Source organism: Acinetobacter sp. YH01024, assembly GCF_013420195.1.
Taxonomy (GTDB): Bacteria; Pseudomonadota; Gammaproteobacteria; order Pseudomonadales; family Moraxellaceae; genus Acinetobacter; species Acinetobacter amyesii.
In genome coordinates this window covers 1-16241 of record NZ_VOYQ01000010.1, presented here as the reverse complement: position 1 = coordinate 16241, position 16241 = coordinate 1, and the positions used below count along the sequence as shown (strand labels likewise).

15 protein-coding genes and 2 pseudogenes are annotated in these 16241 nt (G+C 42.8%); 12 read left to right on the top strand and 5 right to left on the bottom strand.

Annotated features, from left to right (window positions below):
- Positions 1–10 precede the first annotated feature (10 nt).
- From FTT88_RS06585 to FTT88_RS06535, 11 genes and pseudogenes are all read left to right on the top strand, one after another.
- Complete coding sequence (locus tag FTT88_RS06585) at positions 11–2203, top strand: polysaccharide biosynthesis tyrosine autokinase (protein WP_180173783.1); 2193 nt, start codon at positions 11–13, stop codon at positions 2201–2203.
- Between the two features lie 246 nt (positions 2204–2449).
- On the top strand, positions 2450–3163 hold the full coding sequence (locus FTT88_RS06580; protein ID WP_078191625.1) for an FKBP-type peptidyl-prolyl cis-trans isomerase: 714 nt from the start codon (positions 2450–2452) through the stop codon (positions 3161–3163).
- Between the two features lie 54 nt (positions 3164–3217).
- The gene (locus FTT88_RS06575) at positions 3218–3910 is read left to right on the top strand and encodes an FKBP-type peptidyl-prolyl cis-trans isomerase (RefSeq protein ID WP_180173782.1); all 693 of its coding nucleotides are present in this window, start codon (positions 3218–3220) and stop codon (positions 3908–3910) included.
- 193 nt (positions 3911–4103) lie between these two features.
- Positions 4104–4844: pseudogene (locus tag FTT88_RS06570) on the top strand (dienelactone hydrolase family protein).
- A gap of 51 nt (positions 4845–4895) precedes the next feature.
- Positions 4896–5255: an HIT family protein gene (locus FTT88_RS06565; protein WP_078191628.1), complete on the top strand. Its 360-nt coding sequence runs from the start codon at positions 4896–4898 to the stop codon at positions 5253–5255.
- 153 nt (positions 5256–5408) lie between these two features.
- Positions 5409–6455 carry an A/G-specific adenine glycosylase gene (gene mutY, locus FTT88_RS06560; RefSeq protein WP_180011066.1) on the top strand — a complete coding sequence of 349 codons (1047 nt, stop codon included), beginning with the start codon at positions 5409–5411 and terminating at the stop codon, positions 6453–6455.
- Positions 6456–6522: 67 nt separating this feature from the next.
- Positions 6523–7050 (top strand): M23 family metallopeptidase, encoded by a 528-nt coding sequence (locus FTT88_RS06555; RefSeq protein ID WP_180173819.1) that lies wholly within the window; start codon positions 6523–6525, stop codon positions 7048–7050.
- Between the two features lie 15 nt (positions 7051–7065).
- Entirely contained in the window at positions 7066–7311 is a 246-nt protein-coding gene (locus FTT88_RS06550; protein ID WP_180173781.1) for a hypothetical protein, read from the top strand.
- Positions 7312–7331: 20 nt separating this feature from the next.
- Positions 7332–7901 carry a DNA-3-methyladenine glycosylase I gene (locus FTT88_RS06545; RefSeq protein WP_180173780.1) on the top strand — a complete coding sequence of 190 codons (570 nt, stop codon included), beginning with the start codon at positions 7332–7334 and terminating at the stop codon, positions 7899–7901.
- A gap of 25 nt (positions 7902–7926) precedes the next feature.
- Positions 7927–8949 carry an NAD(P)-dependent alcohol dehydrogenase gene (locus FTT88_RS06540; RefSeq protein ID WP_180123793.1) on the top strand — a complete coding sequence of 341 codons (1023 nt, stop codon included), beginning with the start codon at positions 7927–7929 and terminating at the stop codon, positions 8947–8949.
- A gap of 145 nt (positions 8950–9094) precedes the next feature.
- Positions 9095–9466 carry a hypothetical protein gene (locus tag FTT88_RS06535; RefSeq protein ID WP_180173779.1) on the top strand — a complete coding sequence of 124 codons (372 nt, stop codon included), beginning with the start codon at positions 9095–9097 and terminating at the stop codon, positions 9464–9466.
- Positions 9467–9498: 32 nt separating this feature from the next.
- Here FTT88_RS06535 and FTT88_RS06530 read toward each other — a convergent pair whose 3' ends face one another.
- Both FTT88_RS06530 and dapB read right to left on the bottom strand, forming a co-directional pair.
- Complete coding sequence (locus FTT88_RS06530) at positions 9499–10143, bottom strand: START domain-containing protein (protein WP_180026211.1); 645 nt, start codon at positions 10141–10143, stop codon at positions 9499–9501.
- Positions 10144–10201: 58 nt separating this feature from the next.
- Positions 10202–11023, bottom strand: coding sequence for a 4-hydroxy-tetrahydrodipicolinate reductase (gene dapB / locus FTT88_RS06525; protein ID WP_078194102.1), 822 nt, complete (start codon positions 11021–11023; stop codon positions 10202–10204).
- 198 nt (positions 11024–11221) lie between these two features.
- On the opposite strand from dapB, the gene FTT88_RS06520 reads away from it, so the two are divergent.
- Entirely contained in the window at positions 11222–12865 is a 1644-nt protein-coding gene (locus FTT88_RS06520; protein ID WP_180165504.1) for a PglL family O-oligosaccharyltransferase, read from the top strand.
- Between the two features lie 84 nt (positions 12866–12949).
- Here the strand turns inward: FTT88_RS06520 and dnaJ are convergent, their stop codons facing one another.
- From dnaJ to FTT88_RS06505, 3 genes and pseudogenes are all read right to left on the bottom strand, one after another.
- Complete coding sequence (gene dnaJ / locus FTT88_RS06515) at positions 12950–14068, bottom strand: molecular chaperone DnaJ (protein WP_180026213.1); 1119 nt, start codon at positions 14066–14068, stop codon at positions 12950–12952.
- A gap of 106 nt (positions 14069–14174) precedes the next feature.
- Positions 14175–14552: a hypothetical protein gene (locus FTT88_RS06510; protein WP_180173778.1), complete on the bottom strand. Its 378-nt coding sequence runs from the start codon at positions 14550–14552 to the stop codon at positions 14175–14177.
- A gap of 133 nt (positions 14553–14685) precedes the next feature.
- Positions 14686–16116: pseudogene (locus FTT88_RS06505) on the bottom strand (efflux RND transporter permease subunit); the annotation flags it as partial.
- Positions 16117–16241 lie beyond the last annotated feature (125 nt).

Genomic DNA, 16241 nt, shown 5'->3' with positions numbered 1-16241 from the left:
ATGTACGATTATGAGCCAAAATACCAATACAGAAGATACAATTGATTTAAAAGAATTATTTTTCTCTCTGATTGCACAGTGGAAGTTAATTGCTTTATGTGTAATTTTAAGTCTCGTTTGTGCCCTGCTTTATTTAAGAACCACGCCTGATACCTACGCAGTAAATGCACTGGTACAGGTTGAGGAAAGTAAAGGAACTTCAGCAGCACTCTTGGGTGATCTATCAAGCATGATTGATCAAAAACAACCTGCCCAAGCAGAAATTGAGATTCTTAAATCACGTTTAGTTCTTGGTAATGTCATTCAGAGTTTACATCTCGACCTAAAAATTTCCGGTACAGAAAATTCTTTCACTGATCGCTTATTTTCCCCGCATGAATATGTCACAGAATATAAAAATAAATCAGTAACTTTTAAAGACGATGAAAAAAGTTTTGAAGTCCGTCAATTTAATGTGCCTAACGTATATCGTGATAAAGACCTCAGTTTAAGCTTCGAAGATAATCTCATTACACTGATAGATACCGAAACTGAAGAAAAAATTCTGACTGCGAAGCTCAATCAAGCGAATTCATTACGTACCACTGATGGATCGTGGGATATTTCGATTTTTACCCGCGACAAGTTAAAAGATCACTACCTAATTCAAAAGCAATCTTTACCTGCTGCAGTTGATAATATTTTAGAGAATTTTTCGGTTGCTGAAAAAGGGAAAATGACCGGTGTCCTTGGATTAAATTATCAGGGTCAAGATAAAGAACATATTACCCAAGTACTCAATTCAATTTTAGCAGCCTATAGCCAGCAAAATATTGAACGCCGTTCAGCTGAAAGCGCGCAGACCTTAAAGTTTTTGGATGAGCAACTACCTGAACTAAAACAACAACTGGATGTTGCGGAACGCGAATTTAACAAATTCCGTCAAGAGTTTAATACGGTAGATGTCACTAAAGAGTCTGAGTTGTATTTAACTCAAAGTATTACACTCGAAACCCAAAAAGCACAGCTTGAACAAAAAGTAGCTGAGGCGTCTGCAAAATACACCAGCGAACACCCAGTGATGCAGCAAATGAATGCACAATTGGGGGCAATTAATAGCAAAATTGCTGAACTAAATGCCACATTAAAAAAACTTCCAGATTTACAACGCCGCTATTTACAGCTTTATCGTGAAGTTGAAGTGAAACAGCAACTCTATACCGCTCTACTCAACTCTTACCAACAACTCCGTATTGCAAAAGCAGGGGAAATTGGTAATGTCCGCATCGTTGATACTGCAGTAGAGCCAATTGAACCTATTAAACCTAAAAAGTTAATTGTCCTTATACTCTCGCTATTTGTCGGTGGCTTTATTGGTGTATTAATTGCTCTTGTTCGCAATATGCTTCGCTCAGGAATTAAAGATTCTTCAGAAATTGAAAATAATCTGGATCTTCCGGTTTATGCCACTGTGCCACGTTCCCCTGTTCAAGAAAGTCGCATCAAGTTACTGAAGAAGAAAAAGACCATTCCTGTACTTGCGGTTAAAAATAGCGATGATATTGCAATTGAAAGCCTGCGCAGTATGCGTACTGCCATTCACTTTGCACTGACATCTGCAAAAAATAACCTGATCATGATTTCGGGGCCAGCACCAGAAGTTGGTAAATCGTTTATTTCAACCAATTTAGCTACGATTCTTGCGCAAAGCGATAAACGTGTTTTAATTATTGATGCCGATTTACGTCGTGGTTATTTGAACAAATACTTCAATCATGACAACCAACCAGGTCTTTCTGAATATTTAAATGGTCAGCGTGATCTAGACAGCATCATTAAAACCACTGAAATTCCAAATTTGAGTGTGATTACTCGTGGTAAAAGCCCTTCTAATCCATCTGAGCTTTTAAGTTCTGGTAAATTCAAAGAATTCTTAGATTTGATTTCACCGATGTTTGATCATGTAATCATTGATACGCCTCCAATACTTGCGGTGACAGACGGTATCATTATTTCGCAATATGCTGGTGTGAATTTGGTGATTGCTCGTTATGCGAAAACTCAGTTGAAAGAACTAGAGTTAACCGTGAACCGCTTTGAACAAGTGGGTGTGAAGGTCAATGGTATTATTCTAAACGACATTCAACGTAGCTCAGCTGGTTATGGTTATGGTTATGGTTATAACTATTCTTATGGTTATAAAGCTTCAAAAGACCAAGACTAATTCAAGCCTATTCAAAAAAGCCACCGAATACGGTGGCTTTTTTTATGTGCGAAATTTATGTTGCATGCCACTTTCTGTATAAAAAATGTTTTATATATTCATACCGTTATAGTATAAAAATAAGAACATGACTATGATGATCTTTCCTGCACCTTACCTGATCATAGAGATAGGTAAGCGCTGAACAGGAAAAGTCTGCTAGAATTTCAGCAACTTTTTACATATAAAATAATTGTGGGAAAATATATGAGTAAGGCCCTACCTATCGCTGTCGCTGTATTACTCGGCGGTGCCGCACTTGTTCCTGTTTACTATGCAACTAAAACACCTGCTACGCAATCAGCAACATCAACTCAACCAGCTGCAAATGCTTCTGCTGTCGCTAAAATCAGTTATGCACTTGGTTATGAAGTTGCCCATCAAACGCCTCCAGAATTAGATATTGATAGCTTTGTCACTGGCGTTCGTGCGGGTCATGCTCGTGCAAAACCTGCATATACTGAAGAAGAATTACAAAAAGCATATGCTGAGTTCCAGCAAGAAATGCAAAACAAGCAGCTCGAAAGCAATAAGCAAGCACAAAGTAGCAGCGATAATTTCTTAACAGAAAACAAAAGTAAAGCTGGGGTTAAAACCACTGCTTCTGGTTTACAGTACCTAACAACGAAAGAAGGTACAGGTAAACAACCGCAAGCCACATCAGTTGTTAAAGTTCACTACACAGGTAAGTTAGTGGATGGCACTGTATTTGATAGTTCAGTACAGCGCGGCGAGCCAATTGAATTCCCATTGAATCAAGTGATTCCAGGTTGGACTGAAGGTCTACAGTTAATGAAAGAAGGCGGCAAAGCCACTTTGTATATTCCTTCAAACCTCGGTTATGGTGCTCAAGGTGTTCCGGGAACGATTCCACCGAACAGTACTTTAATTTTTGATGTAGAACTCATTGAAGTTAAATAATAAAACCGGTACAGGAGAGCTTTTCGCTCTCCTGCTTTATTTTGAGACTCGGTCATGAAATTACAGATCAGTATGTTGTGTTTGGCACTCTGCTCAAGCACTGTATTTGCCAAAGATGTCAGTAATAAAAGTAGTGCTGCAGAACAAGTCGGTTATAGTTTTGGTTATTTAATGGGACGCAGTAATGCTGAATCCATTAAGGATTTAGATATTGATGCATTTGTTGCAGGTTTAAAGGCAGCATCTAAAGGTCAAGCTTCGTCACTAACAGATGAAGAAATGACCCGTGCCTTAACCCAATATAAAAAGCAAACCGAAGCGAAACAACTGATTGAACTGAAACAAAAAGCGGATGCGAATGCCACCATTGGTTCAGCTTTTCTTGCTGAAAATGCCAAAAAACCGAGCATTCTGGTCACGAAATCTGGCCTGCAGTATCAAGTCATTCAAGCTGGCAAAGGTAAGTCACCTAAAGCCAATTCAACAGTGAAAGTTCACTATGAAGGTCGCTTAATTGATGGCACTGTTTTTGATAGTTCAATTGCACGCAACCAACCTGCGATGTTCCAGGTAAGCCAAGTCATTCAGGGTTGGACAGAAGGTCTCCAGTTGATGAAAGAAGGTGCAAAATATCGCTTCTTCATTCCTGCAAACTTGGGCTATGGGCAAATTGGTTCAGCAGACGTCATTGAGCCAAACAGCACGCTGATTTTTGATGTAGAACTCATTGAAGTGCTCCCGAAATAACAAGACTCCCTTCAGGAGCATCGACAAATCTCGTTGCTCCTCAATATTTCATCGTTCCATTATTTTCTTTTACAATTTTTTTGATTGATTTGACTTAAAATTCACATTGATATCTTATATTTATTTCACAAAAACCAATTTCCCTTTATTTTAAGTCTTCATCAACTGCGCAGCCGCACATAAGGATTTGACCATGACCGTTAAAATTAAGACTCGCGAAATTCAATATACAGCAGCTGATGGAACTCAACTTTTTGGCTATTTTGCCGCACCAGAGTCAGACACTGCAGTCGCAGGTGTGTTAGTTGCACCTGAATGGTGGGGACGCAATGAATATACCGAACAACGTGCGCGCGAATTGGCTGAACAAGGCTATGCTGCTTTCGCTTTGGATATGTATGGTGACAAAAAAGTCACCACAGATGCCAAGCAAGCTTATGAATGGATGATGCAAACTTTTGATCATACTGACACCATCGTGACCCGTGCGTCTGCTGCATTAAACACTTTGGCACAGCAAAAAGAAGTAAATGCAGATAAACTCGCAGCTATAGGCTTTTGCTATGGCGGAAAAGTCGTGCTGGATTTAGCTCGTTCAGGTGCTGCATTAAAAGCTGTGGTGACCTTCCATGCAACACTTGCTACAGCGACTCCTGCATAAACAGGACAAGTCCAAGCAGAGATTTTAGTGCAACATGGTGAGCTCGACTCGATGGTGAGCTTAGATGATGTTGCAACCTTTAGAAATGAAATGGATGCTGCCCAAGTGCAGTATCAAATCAATATTTTTGAAGGTGCAAAACATGGCTTTAGCAACCCGATGGCGGATGAACGCGCCAAAGCAAACGGCGTAGATTTAGCTTATAACGCTGCTGCAGAACAACAAAGCTTAGCGGCCATGTATGCTTTGTTAGCACGCCAGCTTAGTTCTTAAAGCGCTAAGAACCAATACCAATATTTAATTTATAAAAATGAGGAGAGCACAATGACAGAACTCAATTGTCCATATTGCAATTTTGACGAATATGACGTGATTGCAAAAAATGATTTTGGTGTTGTACTTCCTGAACCACATACACTGTCTAAAGGGCATGCTGTCATTGTCCCACTACGTCATGTTGGTTCATTTTTTGAAATTACTGATAAAGAACGTAAAAGTTTAATGTCCTTACTTGAACAAGCGCGTAATGAATTAAATTTACGCTATCAACCTACTGGCTTTCATATTGGGTTTAATGATGGACAAGTTTTTGGCGAAGCCACTGAACATGTGCATATTCACATTATTCCACGTTATGAAAACCAAACATTGGCGCTCGATACCCGCTGGGGCTTTAAAAGCTAAACTTTAAATTTACACTCACTAAGGAGCCTCGGCTCCTTTTTTGATGGCCACTATTTTTGCATTTCCCCTGATATACAGATTTCGTTTTGAACAAAAAGAATGCCTATTGAAAGATGTATACTAGGCAGGTTTTTTCAATTTTGACTGTATTGCATGTTTAACTTTTCTGATGCCCTTCTCGACTGGTTTGATGTCCATGGTCGTCATGACTTACCGTGGCAAGTGAAGGATGACCCTTACAAAGTATGGGTTTCAGAAATTATGCTACAACAGACTCAAGTCAAAACCGTCTTACAATATTTTGATCGATTTATTCAACGGTTTCCGACTGTTGAAGATTTAGGCCATGCCTCTTGGGATGATGTGGCGCCCTATTGGGCTGGCTTAGGCTACTATGCACGGGCTCGGAACTTACACAAAGCTGCGGGTATTGTTGCACGTCAGGGACATTTTCCAAGCAATCTTGAGCAGTGGATGGAACTACCGGGCATCGGCCCGTCTACCGCGGGTGCGCTGATGTCTTTGGGTTTAAGACAATATGGCGTGATTATGGACGGCAACGTCAAGCGTGTATTGTCTCGTTTCTTTGCTATTGAAGATGATTTATCGAAACCTGTACATGAACGGGCCATGTGGCAACTGGCGACAGAGCTCTGCCCCACTGAACGCAACCACGATTATACCCAAGCGATTATGGATCTGGGTGCAACCGTTTGCACGCCGAAAAAACCGCTCTGTTTATATTGTCCCATGCAACAGCACTGCAAAGCACATGCACAAGGTTTAGAGACTGAATTACCTTATAAAAAGCCTAAAAAGCCTGTTCCAGTGAGAGAGGCTCAAGTCATGCTGATTCAATCTGCAGGAGAATGGCTGTGGATACAACGTCCGAATAGCGGTCTATGGGGCGGTCTGTGGTGTTTACCTATTTTTGATCAACCCCATGAGTTTCAATCCCACACTCAGCAGCTTGGACTGAAACCTACCACTACTCAAGTGCAGATATCACATAGCTTTACCCACTTCACTTGGCTTTTAGAAGCTACTGTATTTACCGTTGCTGCCGATCAAAAAGAGCATTTAGCGATTGAATGCAACGCACAGTGGTATACCCCGATACAAGCCACTGCACTCGGTATTCCAACCGCCATGAAAAAACTCATTTCTACGCTAGAACTCGAAAGCCATTCTATGCCATAGTTTTGAACTGCTCATCAATTGTATAGGGACAAATGTGACTCAAGGATTTTTTCAGCTTCGCAAAGGGTTGTTCGGCGGTATTGGTTTTATTTTGCTTTTACTTAGCGCCTGTACGTCGACTCCACCCAAACCATCAGGCAGTACATTGCCTGCTCATGAAGTGAAAAAATTACAAAACATGCGTTTATCCAATCAATTGCCTGTTCCTGTTCATGAAGTCAAACGAAGTGCGCTCAAGGATACTTGGGGCGCAGCGCGTAGCCAAGGACGAAGCCACGAAGGCATTGATATTATTGTTCCACGTGGAACAAAAGTCCTCAGTGCTACAGAAGGTTTAGTTGCTGACTTACGTAATAACAATTTGGGTGGTAAAGTGATATGGATTATGGGGCCCGCAGGTTCTTGGCATTATTATGCGCATCTTGATGGTCATAAACGTGGCTTAAACGTCGGCGACTATGTCAAAAAAGGTGATGTCATTGGCTATGTAGGTAATACTGGCAATGCTCGACATACTGCACCACATTTGCATTATGGCATTTACTTGGGTGGTAAAGGTCGCAATGCCGTTAACCCCTATCCGTATTTACGTTAATTTTAGGAAACATACATGTCAGAAGCGTTGATCAATCGTCTGGTGGAATTTGCAGAATCTGGTAATCAACAAAAAATCAGCCTCCATGGACAGTCTTATCAGGGCTGGATCATGGAGATCACTGAAGAAGCATTACTCATCAGCACCGGCTACGCAGACAAATCTGGTAAAGATGTATGGATTCAATTTGCCGATCTCGATCAAGCGGAACTGTTGTATTGGGACAATAAAAACGACCAATGGACAGCTTTTAAAATTTAAGTCAAAAAGGAGCATTCAACATGACGATACAACGCTGTGCTTGGTGCTCCGAAGATCCTTTATATATTGCCTACCACGACACTGAGTGGGCTAAACCTAGTTTTGATGAGCAGCATCTCTTTGAAATGCTATGTCTTGAAGGACAACAAGCGGGGCTGTCTTGGATCACTGTGCTGAAAAAGCGGGCCTGCTATCAGCAACATTTTTTTCAATATCCCATTGCCGAAATCGCAGCGTTGAGTGACCTACAATTACAAGAAAAATTACAAGATTCAGGTTTGATTCGCCATATCGGCAAACTCACTGCCATTCGTGATAATGCCAAAGCATGGCAACAGTTAAAAGCCCAAGGGATTCATCCTGTTGAATTTTTTTGGAATTTTGTCGAAGGACACATTGCCAATAATGATGTCGTTGAATATCGCAGCGCCCCTGCACAAACCGCTCAAAGTCAGGCCATGTCCAACGCATTAAAAAAGCATGGTTTTAAATTTGTCGGCCCGACGACTTGCTATGCTCTGATGCAAGCCATTGGCATGGTCAATGATCATGAAAATCACTGTGACTTTAAATACACGCACGAAGAATGACCTCAAAAACAGAAAGGATAGAATAATGAGTGACAATACAATCCACGCCTATGCAGCAATGAACAGTGGTGAAGCCCTTGTTCCCTATCAATTTGATGCAGGTGAATTACAAGCCCATCAGGTTGAAGTCAAAGTCGAGTATTGCGGTCTTTGTCACTCAGATATTTCTATTATCCAAAATGATTGGAAATCTTCGGTTTATCCTGTGGTCCCAGGGCATGAAGTGATTGGAACCATTACCCAACTCGGCAGCGAAGCCAAAGGACTGAAAATCGGACAGCGTGTGGGCATTGGCTGGACAGCAGAAAGTTGTCAACACTGTGACTCGTGTATCGATGGTCGCCAAGTGCAATGTACTGGAACCAAGACGGCGACAATCGTCGGTCATGCAGGTGGCTTTGCCGACAAAGTCCGTGCGGGCTGGCAATGGGTTATTCCCCTTCCAGATGATCTCGATCCAACCAGTGCTGGTCCTCTACTCTGCGGCGGGATTACGGTATTTGATCCCATATTACAGCACCAAATTCAGGCCATTCACCATGTTGCCGTGATCGGCATTGGTGGTTTAGGTCATATGGCGATTAAATTGCTCAAAGCTTGGGGCTGTGAAATTACCGCATTCAGCTCAAACTTAGATAAAACCGATGAACTTAAAGCTATGGGGGCTGACCATGTGGTGAATAGTCGTGATCTTGCCGCGATTAAAGCACAACGTGGTAAGTTCAATTTAATTTTAAGCACGGTCAATGTGACGTTGGATTGGCAAGCCTATCTTTCAACTTTGGCACCGAATGGAAGCGTTCACATGCTCGGCCTAGCACTTGAGCCGATGCAAATCCCCGCAGGTATGCTGATCAGTGGTGCTAAATCTGTCACTGGCTCATCAACAGGCTCTCCTGCAGCACTGCGTGAATTACTTCGATTCGCCGCACGTCAAAATATTGCACCACAAATTGAAATGTATCCCATGTCTCAGGTGAATGAAGCGATTGAACGTTTGCATTCAGGAAACGTGCGTTATCGAATTGTGCTGAAAGCTGATTTTTAACGGCAAAAATCTAAGCCCAAAAAGCCTGCTGCATGCAGGCTTTCTTCTGCCCTTTATACACTCATCAAAATTAGACGGTGTTTGTATTTATGCATTCCTTACGCAGTTTCGAGCGGGTCTAATCATCTTCAGCACACTCACGCTTATGGCGTGCCAACCCGAACAGCACACTCAAGCTCAAAGCCAGCAAAATTTTATCTGTAAATCTTTAATTCAAGGCTTTTTAAGTGCCCAAAAACTGACGCAATATGAACTTGAGCAGATCCAACCGATCACTAGCGGCGGGTTACATCAGCAGCTATATATTTATAAAGCCAAATCTGAAAACGGCATGAATATCATGCCGCAGCAAGCCAAACTTCGCTTTGCCTGTGAACAATTGACTGCGCGGCAATTTCAAATCAAGTTACATCCGCATCAATTTCCAGAACAGACCTTACTCAGCATCGAACTTCCAGAAACACAGCACATGCAGCAGTTGACTGCATTTCGTCTGCCTGAGATGCAAAGTCATTGATCGTTCATATTGAACTGAATCATTACTGGTGCTTATTTTAAAATTTCGGGAAATGCCGTTGCAGTTTTGCTTTTACCCAACTGCACTTTCATTTTTTGTAGCATTTGATAAGGCTGTTGCTGCACAAACATATTCACGAAACTGAGCGGAATGGAACCTTCCGGATTGGCGTAGCCATAGGTCGAAACTTTGACCTTTTGATTGCCTAAACGCTGGAAGGTCCAATCTCCCTCATAGTCGGTTAGGCGTACATAATTGGGATTGATCGGATAACCTTTTTTCACCGCTTTATTTTGGATGCTAATAATGCCCTGTGCATCTTTACGCATTTTGCCTTGTACCACCAAATCACGGTCTTTTAAGGGAAAAGGAAAATCCAACACCATATATAAACTGAATTCACCTTTCTGGTCATCGCGGGATAAGACTTTGACACTGCCCATATAAGGGACCCAATTTACTGCATTTTCCACATCTAAAATCAGGGTAACCGCTTTTTCGATGGGCACATCAAAACTGGTTTCAGCTTTGTATTGAAAGACAGGATTTTGAGCATTTTGGTAGGTCCAAACTTTAATATTATTTTTATTAATCGTGAGTTTGGCATTATCCATAGTTTTCGCTTGTACTGCCGCAGTGAATGCGACAGCACAGGCCATAAAGATGACTTTTTTCATTCCATTGATCGTCTTATTTTAATTTTATGCTGTTGTTATAACGGATTTTAACGCGCTTTTATACGTCAATATCGTTAAAACCCAGTACATCTTTCATATCGTACTTACGTGCTTCACGACCAACTACCCATGCAGCTGCACGTACTGCACCAGAGGCAAAGTTCATACGGTTGGTCGCTTTATGGGTAATTTCAACTCGTTCGCCATCCGCAATAAACATCGCAGTATGTTCACCGACAATGTCACCACCACGAATCGTTTGGAAGCCAATGGTTTGACGTTCACGTGGACCCGTATGACCTTCACGGCAATACACAGCATCTTGTTTTAAGTCACGTCCTAAAGCACCGGCAATGGCTTCGCCCCACATTAGCGCTGTACCTGATGGTGCATCAACTTTATGGCGATGATGGGCTTCAATCACTTCAATATCTACAGTATCGCCAAATACTTTTGATGCCAATTCAAGAAGTTTGATTGAAACGTTTACGCCGACAGAATAGTTCGCTGCATAGACCACTGGGGTTTCTGTTGCTGTTTCATCGAGATAAGCTTTTTGCTCATCATTCATACCTGTGGTACCAATGACAATCGCAACGCCTGCTTCACGGCAAAGTTTAAGATGCTGTGCCGTTGCTGCAGGTGCAGTAAAATCGATCACGACATCACAATCTTTTAAAACCTCAGCAAGGTTACCGACAACCTTTACGCCAACCGCGCCAATCCCTGCAAGTTCACCAGCATCCGCACCGACCAAGCTACTTTCAGGACGTTCTACCGCAGCAGCCAATTGATAGCCAGCTTGCTGAACCGCTTGAATTAAGATGCGTCCCATACGACCGCCTGCGCCCAAGATACCAATACGTGGAGCTGCTGACATAACATTTTCCTAATGTTGATTCGAAATTGGTCTTACTATATCAAAACTCCATGCGCAGGCTAAGTTACAAACAAAAAAATCCTGCATTTTCTGGAGTCATTGTGCAAATCAACTTCTACGACAGACGCTGACTATTCCCTCACCAAGTTTAGGCATTTTCACGGTATGATAGGCGCGTTCTATTGATCTTGAATATTCATGAAAACCCTATTGTATCTTTGTGCGGCAGTCTGTATTGCACTGGCATGGCTGATTCCGATTCATTACCGACCTTGGGCCACATATACCGGTGAGCTTTATACCTTCTTTGCCCTGTTTGCTTTAGCGGCAACGTTCTTTAAAGAAAAGCTCATGGTGGCAAAAATTTCCTTGCCCCTGTTGCTCTTAGCGCTGATCCCCTTCATCCAACTGGCTTTTGGGCAGGTATATTATTTTAGTATCGCCTTGCTCTGTATGCTGTTTGTGTTCAGCTTCTGGCTGTGTATCAATCTAGGTTTTAGTCTCTCGCAAGGTACAGAAAAACGCGAAAAAACATTCCTATACCTAAGCTATACCTTTGTTGCTTCTGGGGTTATGACAGGGCTCATCGCAATATGTCAGTGGTTAGATTTCGACTCGTTTCTTCCTTTTGTGATGAAAATTAGTGGAACTACGCGCCCATTTGCAAACTTTGCTCAGCCGAATAACATGGCCACGTTTCTGCTCATGTCTTTGTTAGCCTGCCTATATGTTTATGAACAGCAAAAAGTTAAAACGCGCTATTTGGTCGCTTGTGCAATTCCTATTTTAATTGGGGTCGCGCTCAGCCAATCTCGCACCTCTTGGGTGGCAAGTATCTGTGTCCTAGTCTATTTGGCTTATGCACAGTACAAAGATTATATCCGTCTTCGCTGGTTTTACAGCTTGGCCTGGTTTATGGGCTTTGTGGCACTGATTGTATTGATGCCAAAATTAAGTCAAATCATGAGCCAAATATCCGACATGAATATTCAAGAAAGTCGTGACGTAGCCGAACGTGCTAGTGGAGATATGTCTCGTTTAGCCATTTGGCAACAAATGGCGCATGCCGTAGCTGCACAGCCTTGGTTTGGCTATGGTTGGCATCAAACCAGTAGCGCGTTTGTCTCGATCTCGGACACGGTACAAGGGCCTGTATGGATTCGTAGCTCACACAACTTTATTTTGGATTTCTTATTGTGGAATGGCGCCATTATTGGTGTGCCGTTCTTGGCCTATTTCGCTTATTGGGGCATCCAATTACAGAAGTTAGCCAAGTCTGCATTATCTGTGATTGGCCTATTGATGGTCGGTGTCTTCGTTATTCATGCCATGTTGGAGTTTCCGCAAAACTACGCATATTTCTTACTGCCTGCGGGTTTTATTATCGGGATTCTTCAAGCAGCGAAGCCACAGACGGCTACTTTGAGCCTGTCTCCGTGGTTTATCCGCATTGTTTTCGTGATTGGCGCCGTGCTGATTACGGTGATTTATCGTGATTATGCCAATGCAGCGATTCAGCTGGGTCAGGCATCAAAATATGAAAAAACACCGGAGAAAATCACCAATCATGCGCCGATCTATTTACTCACAGAATTTAGACATCGGGTGGCGATTATTCGTTTAAATCCATATTCCATCGTTTCTGAACAAATCATTCAGGATACTGAAAAATTGGTTCGCAGCTATCCAGCGAAATACCACATCATTAAATATGCACGTTTATTGGCATTTAATGGTCGTGAGGCTGAAGCACGTCATCAGCTACAGCGTCTTAAAAATATCTATAGGCTCGACATGAGCTATGAGAGTTTATTACCGCCTACAGCACAGCCGAAACCTTAAAACGCTCAATAAAAAAGCCTGCAATTATGCAGGCTTTTTTATACCTGAGTTCACATCACAGCGAACTCAAGCAAATCATTTCAATTAATCAAACAAACGGTCGAAGAATGATTTTTTCTTCGGAGATGATTTATTGTCATCGCCATCCATCGTGTCTTGTAACTCTTTCAACAATTCACGTTGACGAGCCGTTAAGTTCACAGGCGTTTCCACCACGATACGGCAGAGTAAGTCACCGGTCATGCTGGTACGTACAGGCTTCACACCTTTACCACGTAAGCGGAACAATTTACCAGTTTGAGTCCCTTCAGGTACTTTCAAGCTCACACGACCATCGAGTGTCGGAATTTGAATTTCTTTACCCAATGCAGCATCTGCAATGCTTACAGGCACATCCATATATAGGTCAGCGCCATCACGTTGGAAGATTTCGTGTTCACGTACCACCACTTCTACATATAAGTCGCCTGCTTGGCCATCACGGATCGCCTCGCCTTTGCCACTTAAACGTACGCGGTCGCCATTGTCCACACCTGCAGGAATGGTCACCTCTAAAGTTTGCTGACGGTCAGAAACCCCTGAACCATGACATTTATTACATGGGTTCTTAATGATTTTACCTTGACCACGACAGGTGCTACAGGTTTGCTGCACAGAGAAGAAGCCCTGTTGCATACGCACTTGACCGGCACCATGACAGGTTTTACAGGTTTCAACGTCATTCGGATTTTTAGATCCTTTACCATCACAGGCATCACATGGCGCTGGCGCAGTAAAGGTAATGGTTTTTTTCACGCCCTTCACAGCTTCCTCAAGGGTAAGCTCCATGACATAGCGTAAGTCTGAACCACGGCGTGCGCGTTGCTGACCACCACGGCCACCACCGCCAAATGCGCCACCGAAAATGTCGCCAAACTGACTAAAGATATCTTCTGCGCCAAATCCGCCACCGAAGCCACCGCCGCCGCCCATGCCGCCTTCAAAAGCTTGATGTCCCATACGGTCATACATACTACGTTTTTCGCTGTCCGATAAAACTTCATATGCTTCTGCAGCTTCTTTGAATTTTTCTTCAGCTTCTGGGTTATCTGGATTACGGTCAGGGTGATACTTCATCGCCAACTTACGGTAGGCTTTTTTAATTTCATCATCACTTGCGGTTTTAGATACACCTAAAACCTCATAATAATCACGTTTAGCCATGTCTGGCGATGCTCCTCACGGAATTTAATTTAATACTTAACTGTGGTCTGAAATTGGGGAATCAAACCATTTTTTCAAGGGGTAGGCAGGAAAAAAATAAATCGACTTAGAAAACAGCCTTATTTTTAACGAATTTGGATAGACCTTGGATCCATGCATTTAATAGATACAAAAAGGCAATCGAAGAAAAGATCACACCAATTACCGTGCATGCAGTCACCCAAAGATAGGTGTCCCAATAATAGAAAAATAAAGGAATAAACCACAGTGCGGCAAAAATGGCCATCATGGAATAAATCACGACGGTGCGCATGACCCAAAGCGCTTGGGCTTGGAGCCAAACTTCTGCAGAATCGATTTGAGTCACTTTGCGTGCAAAGCCGTAGGCAAATACACCACTAATCAGGGTAAATAAAGCGAAAAACATGAAGACATAAGAAATCGCAACATAACGGCGATACTTAGCTAAACTCTCTGCTGTCATCTGTGATTCAACCCCGTACACCACAATATGCCGCGCTGCACTTGTGGTTGTTTTACTTTTTAAAAATGTCTTTGTAGATCAGGTGCTACTATAGAGAAAAATTCAATATTTCGCACCCAATATTATGGCACTTTTAAGGATTCTGCTGAGTTTTTTTCACTTTAAACCACTGTGCATATAACGCAGGTAAAAAGAACAAGGTCAGCAGGGTCGCCACGATCAATCCACCCATAATCGCCACGGCCATTGGACCGAAGAAAATACTGCGAGAAAGTGGAATCATCGCCAATACAGCGGCCAATGCAGTCAGCACAATTGGACGGCAACGACGTACCGTCGCATTAATAATCGCATCCCAAGCCGACTCCCCAGACTGAATATCTTGTTCAATCTGATCAATCAAAATCAGTGAATTGCGCATAATCATTCCTGACAGTGCAATCGTGCCGAGCATTGCCACAAAACCAAAGGGTTTATTGAACAATAACAGGAATAACACCACGCCAATAATGCCCAAAGGTGCAGTTAAAAATACGATCATCGCCCGTGACATGCTGCGTAATTGAATCATCAACAAAGTCATGACAACTGCGAGAAATAATGGCATGCCCGCATTTACAGAAGTTTGACCACGTGCTGACTCTTCCACAGTACCGCCTACTTCGAGGAGATATCCATTCGGCATCTCTGCACGTAACTGATCAAATGAATCTTTTAACTCACCCACCACCGTTGCAGGTTGCAATTTACTGCGAATATCCGCGCGCACAGTAATGGTCGGTAAACGGTTACGATGCCAAATCAAACCTTCTTCAAAGCTATACTCAATTTTCGCAATCTGCGCCAATGGCACTGAACCACCATTGCTGGTCGGTACAGCCAAACTGCTGAGCGAACCGACATCCAATCGCTCGGCTTGATCACCACGCATCCGAATTTCAATCAGCTCTCGTTTCTCACGATACTGATTAATCACTGCACCACTGATTGAACTATTCAGGAAATTGGACAGATCTAGACTGGAGACCCCCATTTGACGTGCGCGATCTTGGTCGATGTCCAGTTTAATGACTTTGCTTGGTTCACCCCAATCCAAATGCACATTGGTGGTGTTCGGGTTTTCACTGACTTTTGCAGACACCCGTTGTGCCCACTCACGCACCAAGCTCAGATCTTCACCCGACACGCGGAACTGCAATGGATAACCCACGGGTGGACCATTTTCTAAAAGTGAAACGCGAGTACGTACTTCAGGTAAGAGCTTACGGATTTCTTCTGCTAATGACTGACGGATTTCATTGCGATCATCTAAAGATGAAGCCAACACCACAAACTGAGCAAAACTGGCTTGAGGTAGCTGTTGATCTAGAGGTAAATAAAACCGCGGCGAACCTGTCCCCACATAAGCCACAAAATTATCAATGCCCTGTTTTTTTGACAAGAACGCTTCGACTTTTTTTACGGCCGCTTCTGTGGCCTTCAGTGAGGCGCCTTCCTCAAGCTTTAAATCCACTAAAATTTCAGCACGGTTTGACGGTGGGAAGAACTGCTGTGGTACGGTTTTGACATACTCCCACCACCAAGCTAAGAGCTATGGTGGGGGAATCTTTGCGACCCATGCAATCTTAGAGATTGCACCTTTCGATACCGCACTGCGCTGACAGTATGGCGGTACAGGAACTCTTTATA

Excerpts from the sequence above, each read along its gene's own strand:
- FTT88_RS06585 (WP_180173783.1), top strand. The coding sequence starts at position 11 with ATGAGCCAAAATACCAATACAGAAGATACAATTGATTTAAAAGAATTA.
- FTT88_RS06580 (WP_078191625.1), top strand. The coding sequence starts at position 2,450 with ATGAGTAAGGCCCTACCTATCGCTGTCGCTGTATTACTCGGCGGTGCC.
- FTT88_RS06575 (WP_180173782.1), top strand. The coding sequence starts at position 3,218 with ATGAAATTACAGATCAGTATGTTGTGTTTGGCACTCTGCTCAAGCACT.
- FTT88_RS06565 (WP_078191628.1), top strand. The coding sequence starts at position 4,896 with ATGACAGAACTCAATTGTCCATATTGCAATTTTGACGAATATGACGTG.
- mutY (WP_180011066.1), top strand. The coding sequence starts at position 5,409 with ATGTTTAACTTTTCTGATGCCCTTCTCGACTGGTTTGATGTCCATGGT.
- FTT88_RS06550 (WP_180173781.1), top strand. The coding sequence starts at position 7,066 with ATGTCAGAAGCGTTGATCAATCGTCTGGTGGAATTTGCAGAATCTGGT.
- FTT88_RS06545 (WP_180173780.1), top strand. The coding sequence starts at position 7,332 with ATGACGATACAACGCTGTGCTTGGTGCTCCGAAGATCCTTTATATATT.
- FTT88_RS06540 (WP_180123793.1), top strand. The coding sequence starts at position 7,927 with ATGAGTGACAATACAATCCACGCCTATGCAGCAATGAACAGTGGTGAA.
- FTT88_RS06535 (WP_180173779.1), top strand. The coding sequence starts at position 9,095 with ATGGCGTGCCAACCCGAACAGCACACTCAAGCTCAAAGCCAGCAAAAT.
- FTT88_RS06530 (WP_180026211.1), bottom strand. The coding sequence starts at position 10,143 with ATGAAAAAAGTCATCTTTATGGCCTGTGCTGTCGCATTCACTGCGGCA.
- dapB (WP_078194102.1), bottom strand. The coding sequence starts at position 11,023 with ATGTCAGCAGCTCCACGTATTGGTATCTTGGGCGCAGGCGGTCGTATG.
- FTT88_RS06520 (WP_180165504.1), top strand. The coding sequence starts at position 11,222 with ATGAAAACCCTATTGTATCTTTGTGCGGCAGTCTGTATTGCACTGGCA.
- dnaJ (WP_180026213.1), bottom strand. The coding sequence starts at position 14,068 with ATGGCTAAACGTGATTATTATGAGGTTTTAGGTGTATCTAAAACCGCA.
- FTT88_RS06510 (WP_180173778.1), bottom strand. The coding sequence starts at position 14,552 with ATGACAGCAGAGAGTTTAGCTAAGTATCGCCGTTATGTTGCGATTTCT.